The sequence below is a fragment of the Methanosarcina subterranea genome, assembly GCF_055385895.1.
Genome location: NZ_AP042426.1, coordinates 1,843,510 through 1,860,766 on the forward strand (window position 1 = coordinate 1,843,510; position 17,257 = coordinate 1,860,766).

16 protein-coding genes and 1 pseudogene are annotated in these 17,257 nt (G+C 41.2%); 8 read left to right on the forward strand and 9 right to left on the reverse strand.

Annotated elements, in window-relative coordinates; genetic code table 11:
* Positions 1 to 558: 558 nt before the first annotated feature.
* From ACZ5A8_RS08160 to ACZ5A8_RS08170, 3 genes are all read right to left on the reverse strand, one after another.
* A complete protein-coding gene (locus tag ACZ5A8_RS08160) occupies positions 559 to 1,668 on the reverse strand; it encodes a DNA topoisomerase IV subunit A (RefSeq protein WP_464533264.1) in 1,110 nt (369 codons plus the stop codon).
* Entirely contained in the window at positions 1,669 to 3,534 is a 1,866-nt protein-coding gene (locus ACZ5A8_RS08165) for a DNA topoisomerase VI subunit B (RefSeq protein ID WP_464533266.1), read from the reverse strand.
* 331 nt (positions 3,535 to 3,865) lie between these two features.
* Positions 3,866 to 4,078 (reverse strand): Lrp/AsnC ligand binding domain-containing protein, encoded by a 213-nt coding sequence (locus ACZ5A8_RS08170; protein ID WP_464534060.1) that lies wholly within the window; start codon positions 4,076 to 4,078, stop codon positions 3,866 to 3,868.
* Between the two features lie 200 nt (positions 4,079 to 4,278).
* On the opposite strand from ACZ5A8_RS08170, the gene ACZ5A8_RS08175 reads away from it, so the two are divergent.
* Complete coding sequence (locus ACZ5A8_RS08175) at positions 4,279 to 4,644, forward strand: hypothetical protein (protein ID WP_464533267.1); 366 nt, start codon at positions 4,279 to 4,281, stop codon at positions 4,642 to 4,644.
* Between the two features lie 61 nt (positions 4,645 to 4,705).
* Here the strand turns inward: ACZ5A8_RS08175 and ACZ5A8_RS08180 are convergent, their stop codons facing one another.
* The 4 genes from ACZ5A8_RS08180 to ACZ5A8_RS08195 all read right to left on the reverse strand — a co-directional run bounded on the left by ACZ5A8_RS08180 (position 4,706) and on the right by ACZ5A8_RS08195 (position 8,167).
* A complete protein-coding gene (locus ACZ5A8_RS08180) occupies positions 4,706 to 4,939 on the reverse strand; it encodes a hypothetical protein (protein WP_464533269.1) in 234 nt (77 codons plus the stop codon).
* 244 nt (positions 4,940 to 5,183) lie between these two features.
* Entirely contained in the window at positions 5,184 to 5,522 is a 339-nt protein-coding gene (locus ACZ5A8_RS08185; protein WP_464533271.1) for a hypothetical protein, read from the reverse strand.
* Positions 5,523 to 6,013: 491 nt separating this feature from the next.
* The gene (locus tag ACZ5A8_RS08190) at positions 6,014 to 6,685 is read right to left on the reverse strand and encodes a hypothetical protein (protein WP_464533272.1); all 672 of its coding nucleotides are present in this window, start codon (positions 6,683 to 6,685) and stop codon (positions 6,014 to 6,016) included.
* A gap of 636 nt (positions 6,686 to 7,321) precedes the next feature.
* Positions 7,322 to 8,167, reverse strand: a complete 846-nt coding sequence (locus ACZ5A8_RS08195; protein WP_464533274.1) for a phospholipase C/P1 nuclease family protein — start codon at positions 8,165 to 8,167, stop codon at positions 7,322 to 7,324.
* Between the two features lie 677 nt (positions 8,168 to 8,844).
* Here ACZ5A8_RS08195 and ACZ5A8_RS08200 point away from each other — a divergent pair.
* Positions 8,845 to 9,009 (forward strand): annotated as a pseudogene (locus ACZ5A8_RS08200) (magnesium transporter); the annotation flags it as partial.
* 234 nt (positions 9,010 to 9,243) lie between these two features.
* On the opposite strand, the gene ACZ5A8_RS08205 reads toward ACZ5A8_RS08200, so the two are convergent.
* The gene (locus ACZ5A8_RS08205; protein WP_464533275.1) at positions 9,244 to 9,969 is read right to left on the reverse strand and encodes a hypothetical protein; all 726 of its coding nucleotides are present in this window, start codon (positions 9,967 to 9,969) and stop codon (positions 9,244 to 9,246) included.
* Positions 9,970 to 10,646: 677 nt separating this feature from the next.
* Positions 10,647 to 11,681, reverse strand: a complete 1,035-nt coding sequence (locus tag ACZ5A8_RS08210; protein ID WP_464533277.1) for a phospholipase C/P1 nuclease family protein — start codon at positions 11,679 to 11,681, stop codon at positions 10,647 to 10,649.
* A 418-nt stretch (positions 11,682 to 12,099) separates the two neighbouring features.
* Here ACZ5A8_RS08210 and ACZ5A8_RS08215 point away from each other — a divergent pair, with 418 nt between their 5' ends.
* The 6 genes from ACZ5A8_RS08215 to ACZ5A8_RS08240 all read left to right on the forward strand — a co-directional run bounded on the left by ACZ5A8_RS08215 (position 12,100) and on the right by ACZ5A8_RS08240 (position 17,081).
* Positions 12,100 to 12,393 carry a hypothetical protein gene (locus ACZ5A8_RS08215; RefSeq protein ID WP_464533279.1) on the forward strand — a complete coding sequence of 98 codons (294 nt, stop codon included), beginning with the start codon at positions 12,100 to 12,102 and terminating at the stop codon, positions 12,391 to 12,393.
* Positions 12,383 to 13,009: a magnesium transporter gene (locus ACZ5A8_RS08220; RefSeq protein WP_229391497.1), complete on the forward strand. Its 627-nt coding sequence runs from the start codon at positions 12,383 to 12,385 to the stop codon at positions 13,007 to 13,009. Before ACZ5A8_RS08215 ends, ACZ5A8_RS08220 begins: the two co-directional genes overlap by 11 nt.
* A complete protein-coding gene (locus tag ACZ5A8_RS08225) occupies positions 13,006 to 13,584 on the forward strand; it encodes a magnesium transporter (protein WP_464533280.1) in 579 nt (192 codons plus the stop codon). The genes ACZ5A8_RS08220 and ACZ5A8_RS08225 overlap by 4 nt, the downstream gene beginning before the upstream one ends.
* A gap of 151 nt (positions 13,585 to 13,735) precedes the next feature.
* Positions 13,736 to 14,935, forward strand: coding sequence for a potassium channel family protein (locus ACZ5A8_RS08230; RefSeq protein ID WP_464533282.1), 1,200 nt, complete (start codon positions 13,736 to 13,738; stop codon positions 14,933 to 14,935).
* 795 nt (positions 14,936 to 15,730) lie between these two features.
* On the forward strand, positions 15,731 to 16,609 hold the full coding sequence (locus ACZ5A8_RS08235; protein ID WP_464533283.1) for a DUF362 domain-containing protein: 879 nt from the start codon (positions 15,731 to 15,733) through the stop codon (positions 16,607 to 16,609).
* Between the two features lie 265 nt (positions 16,610 to 16,874).
* The gene (locus ACZ5A8_RS08240; RefSeq protein ID WP_229391501.1) at positions 16,875 to 17,081 is read left to right on the forward strand and encodes a hypothetical protein; all 207 of its coding nucleotides are present in this window, start codon (positions 16,875 to 16,877) and stop codon (positions 17,079 to 17,081) included.
* Positions 17,082 to 17,257: the final 176 nt, after the last annotated feature.

Genomic DNA, 17,257 nt, shown 5'->3' on the forward strand with positions numbered 1-17,257 from the left:
TTTTGGAACAGAATCCCGGTTCTTTTTTCCAGAACATTTCAGGCATATAATCGGATTACTATAATGGCAAAAGATCACGGTACTGCAAAAGCATCATTATATGGCAAGACTATCCATTTAAATTTATACATTGGTTAGCACATTATGCAAACAATGTGCTATTACGCAAGCAGTGAATTTTCCATCAACAAGCGATTGATACTTTGAGACTCGATATTACCGGCTACTCTTCAATTATATTTTAACTCTTCAAAACCTGTAGATTCCAGCCGGCGCAAAAAGCTGGACAAAACAAACTGAAAGAACTCATTGAGGTATCCAGCTAATAACATTAACTGATTAACTTCGGACAGCCATGATCACCTATCTCTTTTCGAACAGCCGGCCTGCTGTATTTCTGCCGGCTTGTTGTTCAGGCTTCCGTTTCTACTCCTGCCAGCAGTCTTTTCAGACAGCAGTCTTTCCGGTCATCCACAGTCTCAGGGATGACCCTGTCTTCTGTTATTCAGTCTCCGGTGTTATTCGATTCCCTGTACTGCTGTGTCCGCTCGATTTATCTTACACCATTCCCAGTTCTTTCAGCCGATTTGGAAGATATACCTCGGTTACGAAATCCAGACCTTTTCCTGCAAAAGCCTGCTGTTCAGCTTTCTTGCCTATATCGAGCTGGAGCTGGATCTGCTCTTTCCAGTAATCGGATTCAAATCGAGGGTCGGAAAGTTCACTCCTCAATGCACTTACATCCTGCTCGGTGAGTTTGTCGGTTGAAAGTTCGTACTCCACAATATCAGAGGGCTGGAGACCCAGGAATTTGGCTGCCGGTGTTGCCATGAATTCCGAAAGATGAGCACTTTTTATGGCTCCGTAGGCAACAGATGCATAGATCCTGTAAGACCAGGGGTCGCCATCAGTAAAAACAGCTACAGGGATTCCCAGTTCCTCGTTCATGCGCTTGATCATCCTGCGGGTTGACCTCGCAGGCTGCCCCTTCAGGTGGACAAGAATTGCATTATAAGCTTCATCAAACCCGTTTTCCATTAACCGTGCATACATACCACCGGTCTCTATAGCTATAATCATGCTTGCATCGTGGTTCTTAAACTCAATATTTTCCACATTGAAAGGAATCTGATATCCACCTTCTCCTACATCCTTCTGGCAGTGGATATTCCGCTCCCCACGCTTTGTCTGTTCCGAGATCTCAATAGGCCCGAACATCGTAGCTCCGTCTTCTTCAGGACGCATGTGGAAATACTCCCTCTGGAGGCTGGTCAGTAATTCCAGGTCTTCGATGAGGCGGTCGCTTTCAGCCTGTTCCTTGAACTTGGCAGCGTCCCAGCCCTCAGATATGTAGTAAAGTTCTCGAAGTGTTGAACCGCGGTTCTGGGCAAGGTGTTCGTTTATGAGGAAATCTGTCGCATAAGTAGTTTTCAGGAGCTGGAAGGCGCCTTTTACGGTTTTTGCACTTCTTTCGCTCTCCCTGTCCCCGTAGACCCAGACATCGCTTTCGTCAGAATATTCTATGTTTGCCTTGGTCCGGCTCGGAAGGCTGACGCTAGGGATAACCTCATCTTCAAACTGGTTGTAGATCTTCTCTGCAAGCTCAAGCAGCCTTTCCTTTGCCAGGGCATCTCCCTGTCTTGTTTTGCTATTTGTTAACCTTGCCATTCAAACACCCTTAAAGGCTTTTGCCCCGGTTACCAGTTCTTCTTCAAGCCCTTCTACAATCAGCTGGGGAAGTTTTCTGAGCTCTTCTTCGGTTGCAGATTCTATCCTGTAGCTGAGTACTTTTGAGGATCCTGCAGCTGCCGAAATCTCCCAGATGTAATCGTAATCATTGCCCATGGTCACAACCTTTGGCTCAGGTTTTACCCCGTTGATTTTGCAGGGAAGCATTTCATGTACCCTGAAACAATAAGCTGAGGTCCCGAAATTCTTGACCTTTATAGCTACATCTGCAGTCCCGTCTCCGTTGCTTTTAACTTTCCTGTGCACAAGCAGGTTTCCCATGATTTTTGCAACAACAGGATTTATGTCAGGGACGTCCTTTTCCAGGATATTTGCAACCTTTACTGCCATTTTAGGAAGCACCTTTGTAATTATAATCTCTTTTTCCCTTCGTTTCTTGAGGTTGCTCTGCTTGCTCAGATAATGCTTGAGTTTTCTTGCAACTTCTTTTATTGCGAGGTCCACTTCTTCTTTAATCACAGGGATATCTGCAATTGCATCCTTTGATTCGGAGGTAAAGGGCACGTTAATAGAAGCGACATGGATCAGGAGGAGAACAGGACCTACAGGAATCCCTCCCCCTGGCTGGTTTAAGCCATACTGCTTCCACTTGATGTCTTCTACGGCGTGCGTGGTTACACAGCCCCCTTGTTGGTAAAGCAGCGGCACTCGGTTTGCAAACCTCATGATACTGATTTTATCTTCTTTAGAGAGATTTCCCCCATATGCAAGCCCGACTTCAACCACAAAGGGATTTCCTGAGTATACAGCTGGTTTTCGCGTGCTTGTGGCAATAAAGTCTACGTTTGTTTCTTTTTCAAGCCCCCGGTAGATCAGCTCTTCTCCTATCGGGGAAAGACAGTCTGTAGGAGGGGCCATGATCTTTACTTTTTCAAAAGCCTCAATCAGCTTTCTTGCTTCATGGCGGCCAAGTGCCTGGGGATCGATTTCGGGGTCAAGCCCTGCAGCCTTGCAGATTTCCTCGGCAGTGAGCAGCCCGATCTTACAAAAAGAGTAACGGAGAAATGGGGCAAGCTTCTGGCGCTCCGTGTAGTGGAGCATTTTCATAAGGGTTCCGAGTTCGATCCCTTCGGGATGAGGCAGGATTTCCTCTGCAGGATCGGGCATTTTATCCGTAGCCCTTTCAAATACTTCCTCGTTGCCGTCAGGGTCGATAAGAGTTATCCTGGCGTGGGGGTTTACAATTGCAGTGGCTTTAAGGTATTCGTAAATGGACTGCCTTCTCCCTTTTACGTAGGCAGCTTTCATCTCCAGTTCGACCTGGGTGCCATGTGGGCGGAACCAGTCCCTGACCTCATCTATCAGGATGTCAGGCTCATTGGTACTTGTATTGATCATGAGCTCGTAATAGTGGGCAGGAGTCGTTGAGCTGGTTTTGGAGAGAATTTTAGTGTGCCTGCCTGCAGTCATCTGAGCATAGAGAACAGCTGCTGAAATTCCTATTCCCTGCTGCCCCCGGCTTTGCTTGAGGGCATGGAATCTTGAACCGTAGAGCAGCTTTGCAAATACTTTGGGGATCTGCTCTCTTACAATTCCCGGACCATTGTCTTCAATAATAACGGTTACATAGTCCTGTCCTGTCCTCTCGACCTGAACAAGGATATCCGGCAGAATTCCGGCTTCCTCACAGGCATCAAGAGAATTGTCAACCGCTTCTTTTACGGTTGTTATAAGGCTTCGAGGCGCGGAGTCAAAGCCCAGGATCTGCCTGTTCTTTTCAAAAAATTCTGCTACACTTATCGATTTTTGTTTTTTGGCGAGTTCTTCTGCAATGGGGGCTTCCATGGACTTTTACCTCAGGGCTGAAAACTTGATCTGATGCTTAAAGTGAATTTTATTTTTAAAATAAATCTGTATTTAAAACAAATACAGTGCTAAAAGGATACTACATTATTTTCTACTTTGATCTTATTTTTTACTTATATCCTCAGAAAGGCTTTACAATAATTTTCAAAGTAGAATTTTAGGTCTAAATTCAAAGTAGAATTTGCTGTCTGAAGCAGGATTTCTTTCATAATAAAAGTACAGGGTAATAAATATTAGCGCCTGCTAAAAAAGATAGCGATTCTTCCGGTTCTCTTATGCCGGAGTCTGGTGCTTTCAGGCACCGGGTCGCTCAGAGTTCCGCACCGACAATTGTCTGGGTTGCGGTTACATTCTCGCTTTCCCTTATCCTGTCTACCACGGCATTGAGGATGCTCAGGTCTTTGACGTCTATGATTACGACAAAATCGTACTCCCCGAAAACATGGTAGACGTCTTTGATTCCCTCTACATTCTTTAATTCCCTGTATGCTGCTTTTTCATATCCGGGCAGCACGTTTATCATTGTAACTCCTATAACCAAAGTGTAAAACCCACCTTTTATAGTTTTTATTACAATTATTACAATTAAATGTTTTGGCATCAAGGTTTAGATGCGGTCAAAGAGATACCACATTTGATATTCTTTTGATTATATTTTAATCATCGCAAACAACTCTGTTGCAACTTCAATTATTAGTATGGACAATACACCTCATTTTGTGGTTGCTGCTGCGTAGCATCTGTAATTCCGGTCTGTATCTCCACCTGATCAGCATAGCCCATATTCGCATGGACATGTACCGGTCGCCAACCACACACACGCACGTACACGATTTCGCGCATATTTGTGGTGTAAACAGTCTCAACTATCAACCCATCCTTGCAAAAAGTGACCTCACCGGAGCTACGCGGTACGCGAGCATCTACCTGTTTTCGAATTCTGTAGGCATTGCCGGGTTTAGATCCTATATATATTCTCGCCATAATGAGCTGGTTATCCTGAGCTATAGAAATATCCTCCCATATTTGACATCTTCCGCCACATCATATGGAATGTTGCATTCCAAATCTCATCGAAGTCTGCAATAAACTGTGGATCAAATGAGTCCATCAACTTAACGCCGCTCAGGATTTCCCATTTATTATCGTCCTAACCAACTACGTTTTCGTAGAACTCTTCTGCTGTGATTACAGGTATGGGAGGACTTGACTGCTTGCTTGCAGGCTTGTGAGATGCTTGAATCTCCTTAATAAATTTCGCTCTGTTGGGCTCATCAGAAACAAGGAACTCGTCTCCCATCTTCCGTCCTTCGGTTTCCACAATCGATTTTGGGGTGATAAGCCAATAGCTTCCGTTATTAGAGTTTTGCTGGAGTCTTGTCATATTTTGGCGGGGATCATTTCATATATAAATAGTTAATTGATGAGTTAACCGGTAATAGCAATAACCATTTAAAGATGCTCTTATATGTATTATATAGCTTGCATATATTAATAAAGAAAAAGATGATTGCCTACGATGTTTTTATAGTTTTTTATTTTTCATAGCCGCATAATACTAAATTTTTTAGTAGGTATTATAGTCAATAACTATAGTTAATAATAAAAAAATTTTGACTTGATATCTCTTATAATTTTTCTGCAGTTTCAATAAGAATAAGGATATTTTCACCGGATTCATAGTTTTTACTATATAACCTAATACTGACTCCAGTATATTTATTTGGAATCTCAATCTTAACCGTATTTGTAATTTGTTTATCCATAGTGACTTTAAACATATACTCTCCTTTTGCTTGCGGAAGCCATAAACTTAAGGGGCGATCTTCTAAAAAATCAGATCCAGGTTCCAGATTATACGTCTTGTTTATTATTGATTCATTGTCTGAATTAAATACTTCAACTGTTACTTCGTGACTTTTGATATCATCATTAAATATTTGAAAAATAGGTGTTGGAGATCCCATAAAAATAAATGGAAGAGATATATACAGAAATGATACAATTACGATGAGAGATCCTATTATCAAAAACTTATTTCCAACTTTGCTAGACAATCATGTCACCTTTATATTTGTAGATTTATTAATTAAGTGCATAGGTAATTTCAAAAAAATAAAGTTTGTAACTATTCAGCCCGGATTAAACGACATCAATAGCCATTGTTCTTAAAATTCAATAGGCAAATTTCGTGAAATTTTAAGTTCAAACCACGCAAACATTAAATATCCATATATAAGGATTTCAAAACTCTCTTTTTCAAACCAAGACTAATTTGACCTTTCTCTTCAGAGGTAAAGGTTGGTGTTTCTGAAACCTGTGGAGCAAATTCCATAAGTAAAGCGTTAGGATTAATTATGGTTACTTATCTGTAATATTGTCTGTAATAAAAACAATAGGCAATTAATCAAAAAGCCACCGTTTTAACGGGTAGCATTTCATATTATATCTCGTACGTTCATTCTCCTGTAACAAGCTGACCATTTACTGTTGTCCATCCATTCTGAGAACCGGACAGCATAGTTTCCATGGTTTCCCAATAGCTGTTATACTGCCATCCTCCGATCCACCATTCATTACGTCCGTTCAGGTAGATGGAAATGCTGACGTTTACATCCGAGGAGGTCTCATAATAGGCATAGATTCGGCTTTCATAATCAAGTTGCTCAGACGTCCGTGAGTATGTTCCGCTGGCGTTGACATTATGCGTGAGATTGTATTTGGGCATAAGAACCATTTCATTGCCAAGCGGGTTCATTGTATCTATTGTCTGGTTAGAGAATACCATAGTACTAAGATCTATACTTCTTGCCTTCTCATTTTTCATAGAAAGCATAAGTCCATGTTCCGTATCCACCAAAGCGTATTCCCATGAAGGATCTTTGTTATTGAAGTTCTGCTCTACGATATCCATACCCACAGACGATGTGTTGTTTATCACCGGAAGTGGAAGATAAAGAGTTACGTTGCTTAGGGTCGAGTCTGCAGTTAATATTACATCGTAATCATAACTACTCATGAAACTACTATCATACATCTGCTGCTTCTGGTTTTGCCACCATATAGACAACAACCCGGCAGAGATGATTAATATTACAAACCCGATTCCTATTTTGTAACGAGTCCTCATGTTCCGTCACCTGATATACTCTTGAGGAAAAATTAAATATGACTGCTTTATTAGTTCATCATGAATCTTTAAGTTATGAAGGTTAAAAATGGGATACAGGAAAATTATTTTTGGTTAATTCTTATTTTGCAGTATTAATCTCAACAATAGTGGAAACTGTCGATATATCGTACTGAGTGACAAATTAATGTATATCGAATTTTTAGAACTAATTAATTTTTTGCATACGTTAGAATTTCTTATCTTTACAATTAGTTTCTTATTGATTACCATAACTAAATGCATACGATAAGACCTAATCTGTTTTGAAAATACCTAGCATTTCAATTCGAAATCAGGAATATCAGCTAAAGTCCTCCCAAATATTTACTACAAGTGTAGCCTAATCAATAGAAAAAAGAGGTGTCGAGAACACCTCTTTAAAATCTAAATCCTATTTAAGATTACCTTAACCTCACATTATGTAGTCATACAAGCCATGAGCATACTTAGCACTCTCTTGGACACAGATGCTAGTATAGTAAATCAACGTTGGGTCTGATCGCCAGTTTGAGTTGGTCCTTATCTTATTATCAATATAGTCGTAATACTGGGCACTATTATCAGCATTATCTTCAACTGCCTGTTCTGGATCAGTTACAGTAATACTCTGAGAATTTCCACTGACATGTCGACGATAATTTTCCCCTGTAGTCCAATTACCAGATACATAACTCTCATAGGAAGTATGAACAACAGCACTGAACAGAGTATTGCTAAACGATCCAGATAATCTATAGCTCCTTTACTATGAAACGGACAACCAACATCCACCAAATAATGACTTGCGAATCCAAAATTCTGATGCGCTGCTATTTGGTCCCCATTATTTCTCGCAGAGATCGCTATGTCCGAAAACTCATCACATCTACCTGGTGCGCCTCCGATACCCCAAAAAGCATCCTCATAATGGTTATAGTACCTATAAATATAAGGATCAAAGGTACTATTGTCCGGGTCGTCAGCTGCATTTTTAGCATAATTTCTATAAGCAGACCCATCACATGCATAGTAGGCAAAATCTTGATGAGGAGTGCCTCCCAACTTAATTTCGATTTCGCTAGGATTAATACTAGCAATAAGACGTTTATCTGTAATCTTAGCCACATCACACAACACAAGATTATCAGCAGCCACAAACTTTTCCGGATACCTATCCCAGATATCCTGTAGATCAGCTTTTAACTTTTCTTTATCCTTCTTCTCAAGATCAGATTCGTCAATCGCAGTCAGACAAGCAACCTGACTCTCGTTATCAATCGCGGCAAAGGCAATCGAGCTATAAGGAGATGCCTTAACGACATCCGGTAAAGAAGTCTGTAGCTCCAAATAATTCGCAACTTTTTTCATTCCTTCTTCACCCAGCTCAGCTTCCAAAGCCTCAATTTTTAACTGAGCAGCATCTTTAGTTAGGTCTGTTTGCTGTTCTTCAGTGGAAGCCACTGCTGTATCAACGCTATGCCAACCAGCATTGTCAAAAGAATTATCCCTATTGTTATTTTGTTTTTAACCATATTTTTTCTCCTGTTTAGCACCCAGGAGACAGATTCAGGCAAGCTTAAATACACGCACAGCTAACATAATCACTGCCTCTTAGGGCGCGTATATGGAGTTCGGGGTGACCTTGGAAAGTACATTTGAACTCCATAAATTCCTCTTACCTAACTCCTTATAAGTTTTCTGTCCATTCCATCAAACAATTTCTTTTTCACACTTGTTATGAATCTAAAATTACTTCTTAATATTTGATTGTTTGATGGTGTGGAGAGAGACTATATATATGAGCATATCGGCCTAACTCATATTCGAAGGTTTATATAATAGCTCAAGTGTAACAACAAGAAGAAATCTATGTCGATTCTTATGTTTGATATTATTAAGTTTAGACCTGATTACTGTAAAAACACTTAATAAAGCACAATTAACGCTCAACAAAGCATTATTGAATGAAGAACTCAAAAAACCATTAAGAGAGAAATATTCTGCTCTTTTTGAAGAGCTTAGTCAAGATAAACCTTGATTATCCATGTAAGAAAACCTTCATACTAACAAAGAAATGTATACAGACTTCCTCTTTACAACCCATTATTTTAATAATATCAGGGTATAATAACAAGCGCATGCCCTCCGAGTCGCACAGGGACGAGGATATCTTCGAATCCCAGTTTAGAGATAAGTATCTCAGCGAGTACGCGAGTATCTCTTCAATAGTACGTGAGGCGCTACCCATTGAACTTTTGGCGACCGTAGGAGGAGTCATTGCCGGGATCATTCTTTCAGGAATCAGGCAGACTAAGCTTTCAAATAAACCGAAGTCTCGAAGTTTGGAATAGAGTTATTTTTGCTTGATTCGTTTTCATCTGAGCTACTACCATAGCCAGATTCAGAATTATTTTTTGAATTATTGAGTTTGACTGCATTTTTCTTAGAGGTCAAATTCTGCAAGTAAAATATTAGGATTAATTAGGAACAGGTAATGAATCAGGAAGCTGCCCGTTAAAAGCAGGCAACATTTCATACTAATAGTACGTCCCTTCTCCTGTAAAAAGCTGACCATTTACTGTTGTCCATCCATCCTGAGATCCGGACAGCATAATTTCCATGGTTTCCCAATAGCTGTTATACAGCCATCCCCAGATCCACCATCCATTACTTCCATTCAGGTAGATGGAAATGCTGACGTTTGCATCCGAGGAGGTGTCATAGCAGGCATACATCTTGCTTTCATAATCAAACTGCTCAGACGCCTGTGTATAAGGTCTTCTGGAGTTGACATTATGCGTGAGATTGTATTTGGGCATAAGAACCATTTCATTGCCCAGCGGGTTCATTGTATCTATAGTCTGGTTAGTGAATACCAATGTACTAAAATCTGCACTTGGACTAAGAATCTTCTTTGAATCTCTACTTTGGGTAACGTATTTTGGCGCTATTTTCTCATTTTTCATAGAAAGCATTAATCCGTGCTCCGTATTAACCAGGGCATATTTCCATGAATGATCATAGTTATTGAAGTGATGCTCTACAATATCTGTGCCTACGGATGATGTGTTGTTTATCACCGGGATTGGAAGGTAAAGAGTAACATTGCTCAGGGTCGAGTCTGTAGTTAACCTGACATCGTAACCATAACTACTCATGTGATTCCTATCATACATCCTCTGCTTCTGGTCTTGCCACCAGATAGACAGCAACACGGCAGAAATGATTATCAATAATACAATTATTTTGTAACGAGTCCTCATATTTCATCACCTAATCCACTCCTGGTAAGGATCTAAATTAAACATAAATTTGACAACTTACTGAACCATAGTAATAACTTGTTTTTTGTTCATATTTGGAAATGGTACTGTTCTACCACTTGCTTTTGGGTCACTGCATCAGTACTGAGTAGCCGCAGCAAAATAGATTATACAGACATTTTATAGAGTGTTTTACATTTTCATAGTCAGACTCATATATTTTATTCAAATAATATTACATCGTTGTAGAATCTGTTCTGTGACGGGTACTTAGTTTTATTCGTATTTTCTTTGGCGACTGCTTCATTAACAGCTCCCTTATTAGCTATAACTTCTCTTATAAATTTTAATAGTTTATCCCTTTTCTACCAATCCTTCACATTCTCGCTTATTTTATCTTAATACTTGTTCATGTATCAACAAAGCTTCAGGTTCGGTTTCAGTCGCAGATTCTTTTTATGATGAAATGACTAACAAAATCAACTTGACTAATAAATATGCTTAGATCACAACTTTTGATATGAACAATATTTACTTTATTTGTGACAATTGCAATTAAATTAAAGAATTTACCATTATCAATTGTCGATTTTTGAATTTAGCACAGATAGGGGAAAATAGTAGTAAAGAAAAAGATGCCTTCAAAGGCATCTTCTTAAGTATAAACTCATTTCAGATTATGTCATAATATAATCATACAATCCATGGTTATACTTTGCAGTTTTTTGGACACATAGGAGAGTATAGTACTGTACGAAATAATATGAACCAAATGTATTGGGATAATTATTAACCTTATCCCAAATATAGTCGTAGTACTGAGCACTATAATCAGCATTGTCTTTGACTGCCTGTTCTGGATCGGTTACAGTAATTCGTTGAGTGTTGTTAACGACATAGCTACGGAAATTAACCCCTGAATTCCAATTATTAGAGATATATTGCTCATACAAATCATGGTTATTACTAGTGAACAGATTCGCAACGAAATTCCCTACCTGGTCAACTGCTCCAGCTGAATGGAATAGATTGCCAGCATCCGACAAATAGTGACTGGAAATTCCAAAGTCGTGATGTGCGTCCGCCATACGTCCATTAGCAACCCAGATTTGCGCACCACCTGCATAAGCATCACAACACCCTGGTGCGCCTCCTACATGCCAATCAGCATCCCAGTAATGATTATAGTACCGATATCCCGGAAGCTCAAAGCCAGAAGCGTCCGGGTCGTCAGCTGCATCTCGAGCATAACTAAGATAAGCAGATCCATCACAAGCAGATCCGGCAAAATCTTTATGACTATTGCTATACCATTTTACGCCAATATCCTCACCTTTATATTTCTTTAAACCCTCTTTCTCGATCATTGGACCCAACTCACTCATGAAAGCATAGTCATCCTCCGTGATATTATCCGGATACCTATCCCATACGTCTTGCAGTCCAGCTTTATACCTCTCTTTTTCCTTTTCAGAAACATCGAAGTTATCAATATATTCCATTTTAATGGCTTGACTTTCGGGATTTGTAGCAGCAAAAGCAAGTCCTCTATATGGCATCCGTTTAACTACATCCGGCAAAGAAGCTTGTAGTTCCAAGTAATCTGCAACTTCCTTCATTCCTTCTTCACCCAGCTCAGCTTCCAAAGCCTCAATTTTTAACTGAGCAGCATCTTTAGTTAGGTCTGTTTGCTGTTCTTCAGTGGAAGCCACTGCTGTATCAACGCCATACCAACCAGCATTGTCAAAAGAATTATCCCTATTGTTATTTTGTTTTTAACCATATTTTTTCTCCTGTTTAGCACCCAGGAGACAGATTCAGGCAAGCTTAAATACACGCACAGCTAACATAATCACTGCCTCTTAGGACGCGTTTATGGAGTTCGGGGTGACCTTGGAAAGCACATTTGAACTCCATAAATTCCTCTTACCTAACTCCTTATAAGTTTTCTGTCCATTCCATCAAACAATTTCTTTTTTGCACTTGTTATGAATCTAAAATTAATTCGTGTTATTTGATTGTTTGATGGTATGGAGAGAGACTATATATGACATATTGACCCAACTCATATTCGAAGGTTTATATAATAGCTCAAGTGTAACAACAAGAAAAAAATCTAAGTCAATTCTTATGTTAGACATTATTAGTTTAGGTCTGATTATTCAAAAACCACTTAACAAAGCACAATTAACGCTTAACAAAGCACTGTTGAATGAAGAAATCAAAAAGCCATTGAGAGAGAAGTATCCTGCCTTTTTGAAGAACCTAAAAATGAGTTTTTCGTCTTTTCAGATGAAACATGACAAGATCCATTCAAAATTCAATATGCTCTCAAATAACAAAGAAATTTTTTACAGACTCACTTTTCAAGAGCTACCTATTGTTTTAATATTATCAGGGTATATACAAGCGCATGCCCTCTGAGTCGCACAGGGACGAGGATATTTTCGAATCCCAATTTATAGACAAGTACCTCAGCGAATATGCGAGTATTTCGTCAATTGTACGTGAGGCGCTGCCTTTTGAACTTCTTGCGACTGTAGGAGGAGTAATTGCCGGGATCATTCTTTCCGGGATGACCAGCGAACTTGAGATGATTCCCGGGTTAATTGTTATTTATCCTGGCGTTCTCGGGCTGCGCGGGAACATTTCCTCAACCCTCGGCTCCAGGCTCGGCAGTGCAATTCATATGGGGCTGATCACTGACATCGACAGGAATAATCCTGAACTGACAAATAATATTGCAGGCTCCCTTCTCCTCGGTTTTATTATGGCGATCCTGCTCGGGTTTTTAGGGCATTTTGTCACCCTTGCCCTGGGATTTGAGAGTGCAGGAGCTTTTAAGCTTATCCTTATCTGTGCGATTTCTGCTCTTACATCCGGGGTAATCCTCTCTTTTGTTGCTGTCCTTCTTGCCATAGGCATGTTCAGGTTCGGCTTTGATCCCGATAATGTTGTCACGCCTTCAATTGCAACTATAGGGGATATCGTTTCCATGTTTATGCTTTTCCTCTCGGCAAAACTGGTGGTGATGCTTTGAGAAAAGCCAGGGGGCAGACCAGTTATTACACTGTAAGGGGCATTGTCAAGCGCGGGATTCCAGTGCTTTCGATCACCTGTGTGATGGGGATCCTGGTAGGGCAGATCCTTAACACAAGAGAAAACAGCCTCCTTTCCATGCCTGCAATCCTGATCCTTATCCCTTCTCTGATCAAGATCGGGGGGGATACCGGCAGTATGCTGGGTGCCCGGCTCTCATCGGCTTTCCATATGGGGCTTGGAGACCGTATTTACAGAAACCCTGTGGTACACAACAGCGTTATTGCAGCCTCAATTGTGGGCTTTGTCTCTTCAATTTCTGTCAGTGTGCTGGTTTACCTCGCAAGCAAATTTATGGGTTTCGGCATGCCTTTCATTACCCTGCTGGAAATCAGCCTCATTGCGGTTGTAATAGAACTTTCTGTGGTATACTCTGCAACAGTTGGCATTGCCTTTGCTTCCCACCGCTTCGGGATGGATCCGGATGATACTGTTATCCCCTTAATAGCAAGTCTTGGTGACCTTGTAGGAGTAATGGGAATCCTCATAGCCCTGCATTTGCTGAATATTTTATAAACTGGATGTGACTTAATATTATCACTTTTATCCGAGACATTTCTATTTAAGTTATAGAAAGTTCAATTTAGGAATAATTCAAAAATTAATAATTACTATGAGGTATATACCTCATACACACCAACAATAAGGTAGAGTTGATATAGAGACCATGTTCCCCAAAGAATTCAGATACAGTCCAAGGAATCTTATAGACCTTTTGACTGAGATGAAGGATACTTCCGAACTCATGGTAGACCTGGCATATTCTGCAATGGTCTATGATGATGAGGACATCGCAGAAGAGGTGCTTAACCTTGAAGATAAGATGGATACCCTCGACTATCATATGAAGATGGCTGCAATGTTAAGCACACGCCGGGTTGATGAGGCTGAAGAACTCCTGGGAGTCCTTAAGGTCGCTGCATCCTCGGAGAATATAGCAAATGCTGCAGGCGATATTGCCAAAATCGTCCTTATGAATATGGGAATTCCGATGGAATTGAAGATAGCCCTGAGAGAAGCGGAAGAAACTATTGTCAGGGCAACCGTTGCTTCAGAATCCGTAATGGCCGGGCGCATTCTTGGAGACCTCGAGCTGGATATAGAGACCGGGATGTGGGTAATTGCAATCCGCAGAAATGAGGACTGGATTTACGACCCTGATAAAGAAACCCGAATCCGCCAGGGAGATGTGTTAATTGCCAGAGGGCATGACGAAGGGGTCCCTATATTCTTTCAAATGGCGACAACAAGAAAATTTATTCCGAGGGAAATCGAGCACGATAAAGTCTTGAAGGACCTCGAACATGCCGTGGACATAATCGTGGACATGAAAAACATGTCTGAACTCTCGGTAGGACTTGCGTACTCTGCTATCCTTTTTGATAACGAAGATATCGCATACGAGGTCAGTGCCCTTGAGTCCGAAATGGATTCCATGAAATACGAGCTTCAGCACTGGGTGCTTGAAACTGCAAAACACGTTGAAGACGTAAACCTGCTCAGGGGGATCCTGCACCTTGCCAGCGCCTCGGAAGCAATTTCGGATGCTGCCTATGGGATTGCAGATACTGTCCTCAGAGATATTGAGCTCCACCCGATCATTACTCTTGCAGTCCGGAACTCAGAAGAGGTGATCACACGGCTCCAGGTCGAAAAATGCTCTCCGATAGTTGGCAAGACTTTCTCGGAACTGAGACTCGAAACCGAAACCGGACTGCATGTGATGGCAATCAAAAGGGCTGAACGCTGGGTCTATGCTCCCAAAGGCAATACTACTGTCCAGGCAGGAGATATGCTTATTGCCCGTGGTTCCAGGATTGGAGAAGGGGCGCTCATAGAGATGTGCGAGTGCAAGTTACGCCAGTAATATCACCCGAGTTTCGCTTCGGGAGCACGAGGTCCTTTTCGCTACGCTTTGCTTCGCTCAAGAGGACTAATTTATAAAATCACAGATTTTCCCTTCCAAATTGCGCTTTGGGATCACAGGAAATCGAAGATTTTCTGGGAGTTGCACTGTAAGTGCAACAGTACGAGGTCCTTTTCGGCAGAGTTGCGGCTCTGCAGTGCGCTTTCCGTTTCACTCGCTTCACTCGCTCAAGCAGAATAATTGATGGGTTTAAGCAATGAGCTGCGCTCAAGAGGACTAAGTTGCAAACTTCTCTTACCGGTATAGCAGTAGTTTGCTATACCGGATCGTTCCTATCACGCTCGACGCAGAAGAGCGGTTTTTCCCGTGAAAAAAGAGAGAAAAGAAGCAAGTAAAAGCTTAAAATAGTTTAAATTTGCCAAAAGGAGTAGAATTAAATTTTATCTAAAAAATATTCGCTCTCGACTTTCTTTTTATTCTTTCTTTTTATTCTTTCTTTTTATTCTTTCTTTTTCCTCTTTTTCAGCACTCGTTTTTGTTCTTATTTGTTTTATTTTATTATTCAGGTCACCAGATGAGCTAGCGGGCGCGTTTATAACCTGTGAATTAAAAACCGGTTTTCAGGGTCCACCAAAAAGAATTTCCTCAGCCCATTCAGGGTATTTTCCTTGATATCAGTTTCTCTCAATAGCAACGCCATCTAACGGGTCAGTTTTGCATCTGACTGGAAGGAAGGTTACAGAATTATATGGTGCTTTTATACATCGGGTTACAATTACTCTATGGGAGTTTGATATGGTAATTGTTGGACTTTCGAGAAATAAGGACACCCTGGAATCCGTAAGAACAGCGGTGGAGCTTGCAGGTGGGCTTGGGATAACGGAGGGAGCAACTGTATTGATCCGTCCGAACGCAAATACTGCAGACCCTGCTCCGGGTTCGACAAATCCCGAGGTGTTGAGGGGCGCTATCAGGGAAGTAAAAAGATACAGCCCCGGAAAAATAATTGTGGCTGAAAAGTCGATGACGACCCTGAACACGGAGAAGGTGCTCAAAAGGTTGGGGCTCTGGCAGGTTGCGGAAATTGAGGGAGTTGATGAGATCCTGACGTTTGACCATATGAAACGGGAACATATGGAACCCAAGAAGGCTTATTCCTGGCCGCTTGGATTTGATGTGCCTGAGTTTCTGGCGGCTATAGACTATACAATTGCTCTTCCGGTAATCAAGACCCACTGGACTGCAACGTTTACTATGGGCCTTAAGTCCCAGATCAGCATAACCGCAGACAGGGACAGGAGACAGCTTCCTCACGGGCAGGGGATGGATGTACTCTTCGGAAATATGATTGCCGAATCTAACCTTGTTTATAAGCCTGATTTCTATATCTCGGATGCTACAAAATGTTTTGTGACCGAAGGCCCGAACATAGGGACTCTGCGAGAACCCGGGATTGTAATGGCGAGCAGGGATGTGATTGCAAACGACATTGCAGGACTTGCCCTTCTGAAAACCCTGGGCACGGTCCCGAAGATCCAGATGAACTCGGTCTGGGCTCAGCCCCAGATCAAAAGGGCTGTGGAATTGGGATTGGGGGTGCAGAGTAAAGAAGAAATTACAGTAAAGGGTTCAGGAGTCGAGGAGATAAATGAGATTATTGCCAGGCTTGCCTGACCTGCCCTTACATGAAGCAATCTGATAATAGTATCTTGAAGGTCTAGAAAGAAAATTTAAAGAATTTCAGAACTCCCGAAATTGCCATAGTTCCCGAGGTAGTCAGAGCTGGCAGGGGTGAAGGCCTGAGTGATTTAACAGGATGAAATCTTCTGCATCTGCAATACCCTTCGGCTTCGGATTTTTCAATGGCACGCAAATATGCTGATATATCACCATAATTTATTTATTTTCGACGATCCCATACATAATAGGGGTATTTTCTATGAAATGTGAAATATGTGGAACAGAGAGCGATGCAAGATACTGCAACGATTGTGGCAGAGTGATGAACGACGTTATAAGACGAGTAGGCGAAGCTCGCTGGGCAGCAATTGATGACTGCTCGTTTATTTATCCGCTTGTACGGCGCGTGGGGAAGGGAGAGGCAACAGTTAACGATATAATTCAGGCTCTTGAAGTTGAAGACTAATCTGTACTGCCTATAGGACTTCAAACTTATCAGAAGATGGCTTTAAAGGTTGTCTGACCTGAAAATTGTTCCTGAACTGAAGATAGTTCCCGAGCTGAAGATAGTTCCTGAGATGCAGTTTATTTTAACCTGATTTTCAGGTTACCGGAGGTACTGATAACGGTGATATGGTCCGG

What these genes read in the sequence shown, in the direction of transcription:
- ACZ5A8_RS08215 (WP_464533279.1), top strand. Translation starts at nt 12,100, where the DNA reads ATGTTAGACATTATTAGTTTAGGTCTGATTATTCAAAAACCACTTAAC.
- ACZ5A8_RS08160 (WP_464533264.1), bottom strand. Translation starts at nt 1,668, where the DNA reads ATGGCAAGGTTAACAAATAGCAAAACAAGACAGGGAGATGCCCTGGCA.
- ACZ5A8_RS08165 (WP_464533266.1), bottom strand. Translation starts at nt 3,534, where the DNA reads ATGGAAGCCCCCATTGCAGAAGAACTCGCCAAAAAACAAAAATCGATA.
- ACZ5A8_RS08205 (WP_464533275.1), bottom strand. Translation starts at nt 9,969, where the DNA reads ATGAGGACTCGTTACAAAATAATTGTATTATTGATAATCATTTCTGCC.
- ACZ5A8_RS08220 (WP_229391497.1), top strand. Translation starts at nt 12,383, where the DNA reads ATGCCCTCTGAGTCGCACAGGGACGAGGATATTTTCGAATCCCAATTT.
- ACZ5A8_RS08180 (WP_464533269.1), bottom strand. Translation starts at nt 4,939, where the DNA reads ATGACAAGACTCCAGCAAAACTCTAATAACGGAAGCTATTGGCTTATC.
- ACZ5A8_RS08185 (WP_464533271.1), bottom strand. Translation starts at nt 5,522, where the DNA reads ATGGGATCTCCAACACCTATTTTTCAAATATTTAATGATGATATCAAA.
- ACZ5A8_RS08235 (WP_464533283.1), top strand. Translation starts at nt 15,731, where the DNA reads ATGGTAATTGTTGGACTTTCGAGAAATAAGGACACCCTGGAATCCGTA.
- ACZ5A8_RS08170 (WP_464534060.1), bottom strand. Translation starts at nt 4,078, where the DNA reads ATGATAAACGTGCTGCCCGGATATGAAAAAGCAGCATACAGGGAATTA.
- ACZ5A8_RS08230 (WP_464533282.1), top strand. Translation starts at nt 13,736, where the DNA reads ATGTTCCCCAAAGAATTCAGATACAGTCCAAGGAATCTTATAGACCTT.
- ACZ5A8_RS08240 (WP_229391501.1), top strand. Translation starts at nt 16,875, where the DNA reads ATGAAATGTGAAATATGTGGAACAGAGAGCGATGCAAGATACTGCAAC.
- ACZ5A8_RS08190 (WP_464533272.1), bottom strand. Translation starts at nt 6,685, where the DNA reads ATGAGGACTCGTTACAAAATAGGAATCGGGTTTGTAATATTAATCATC.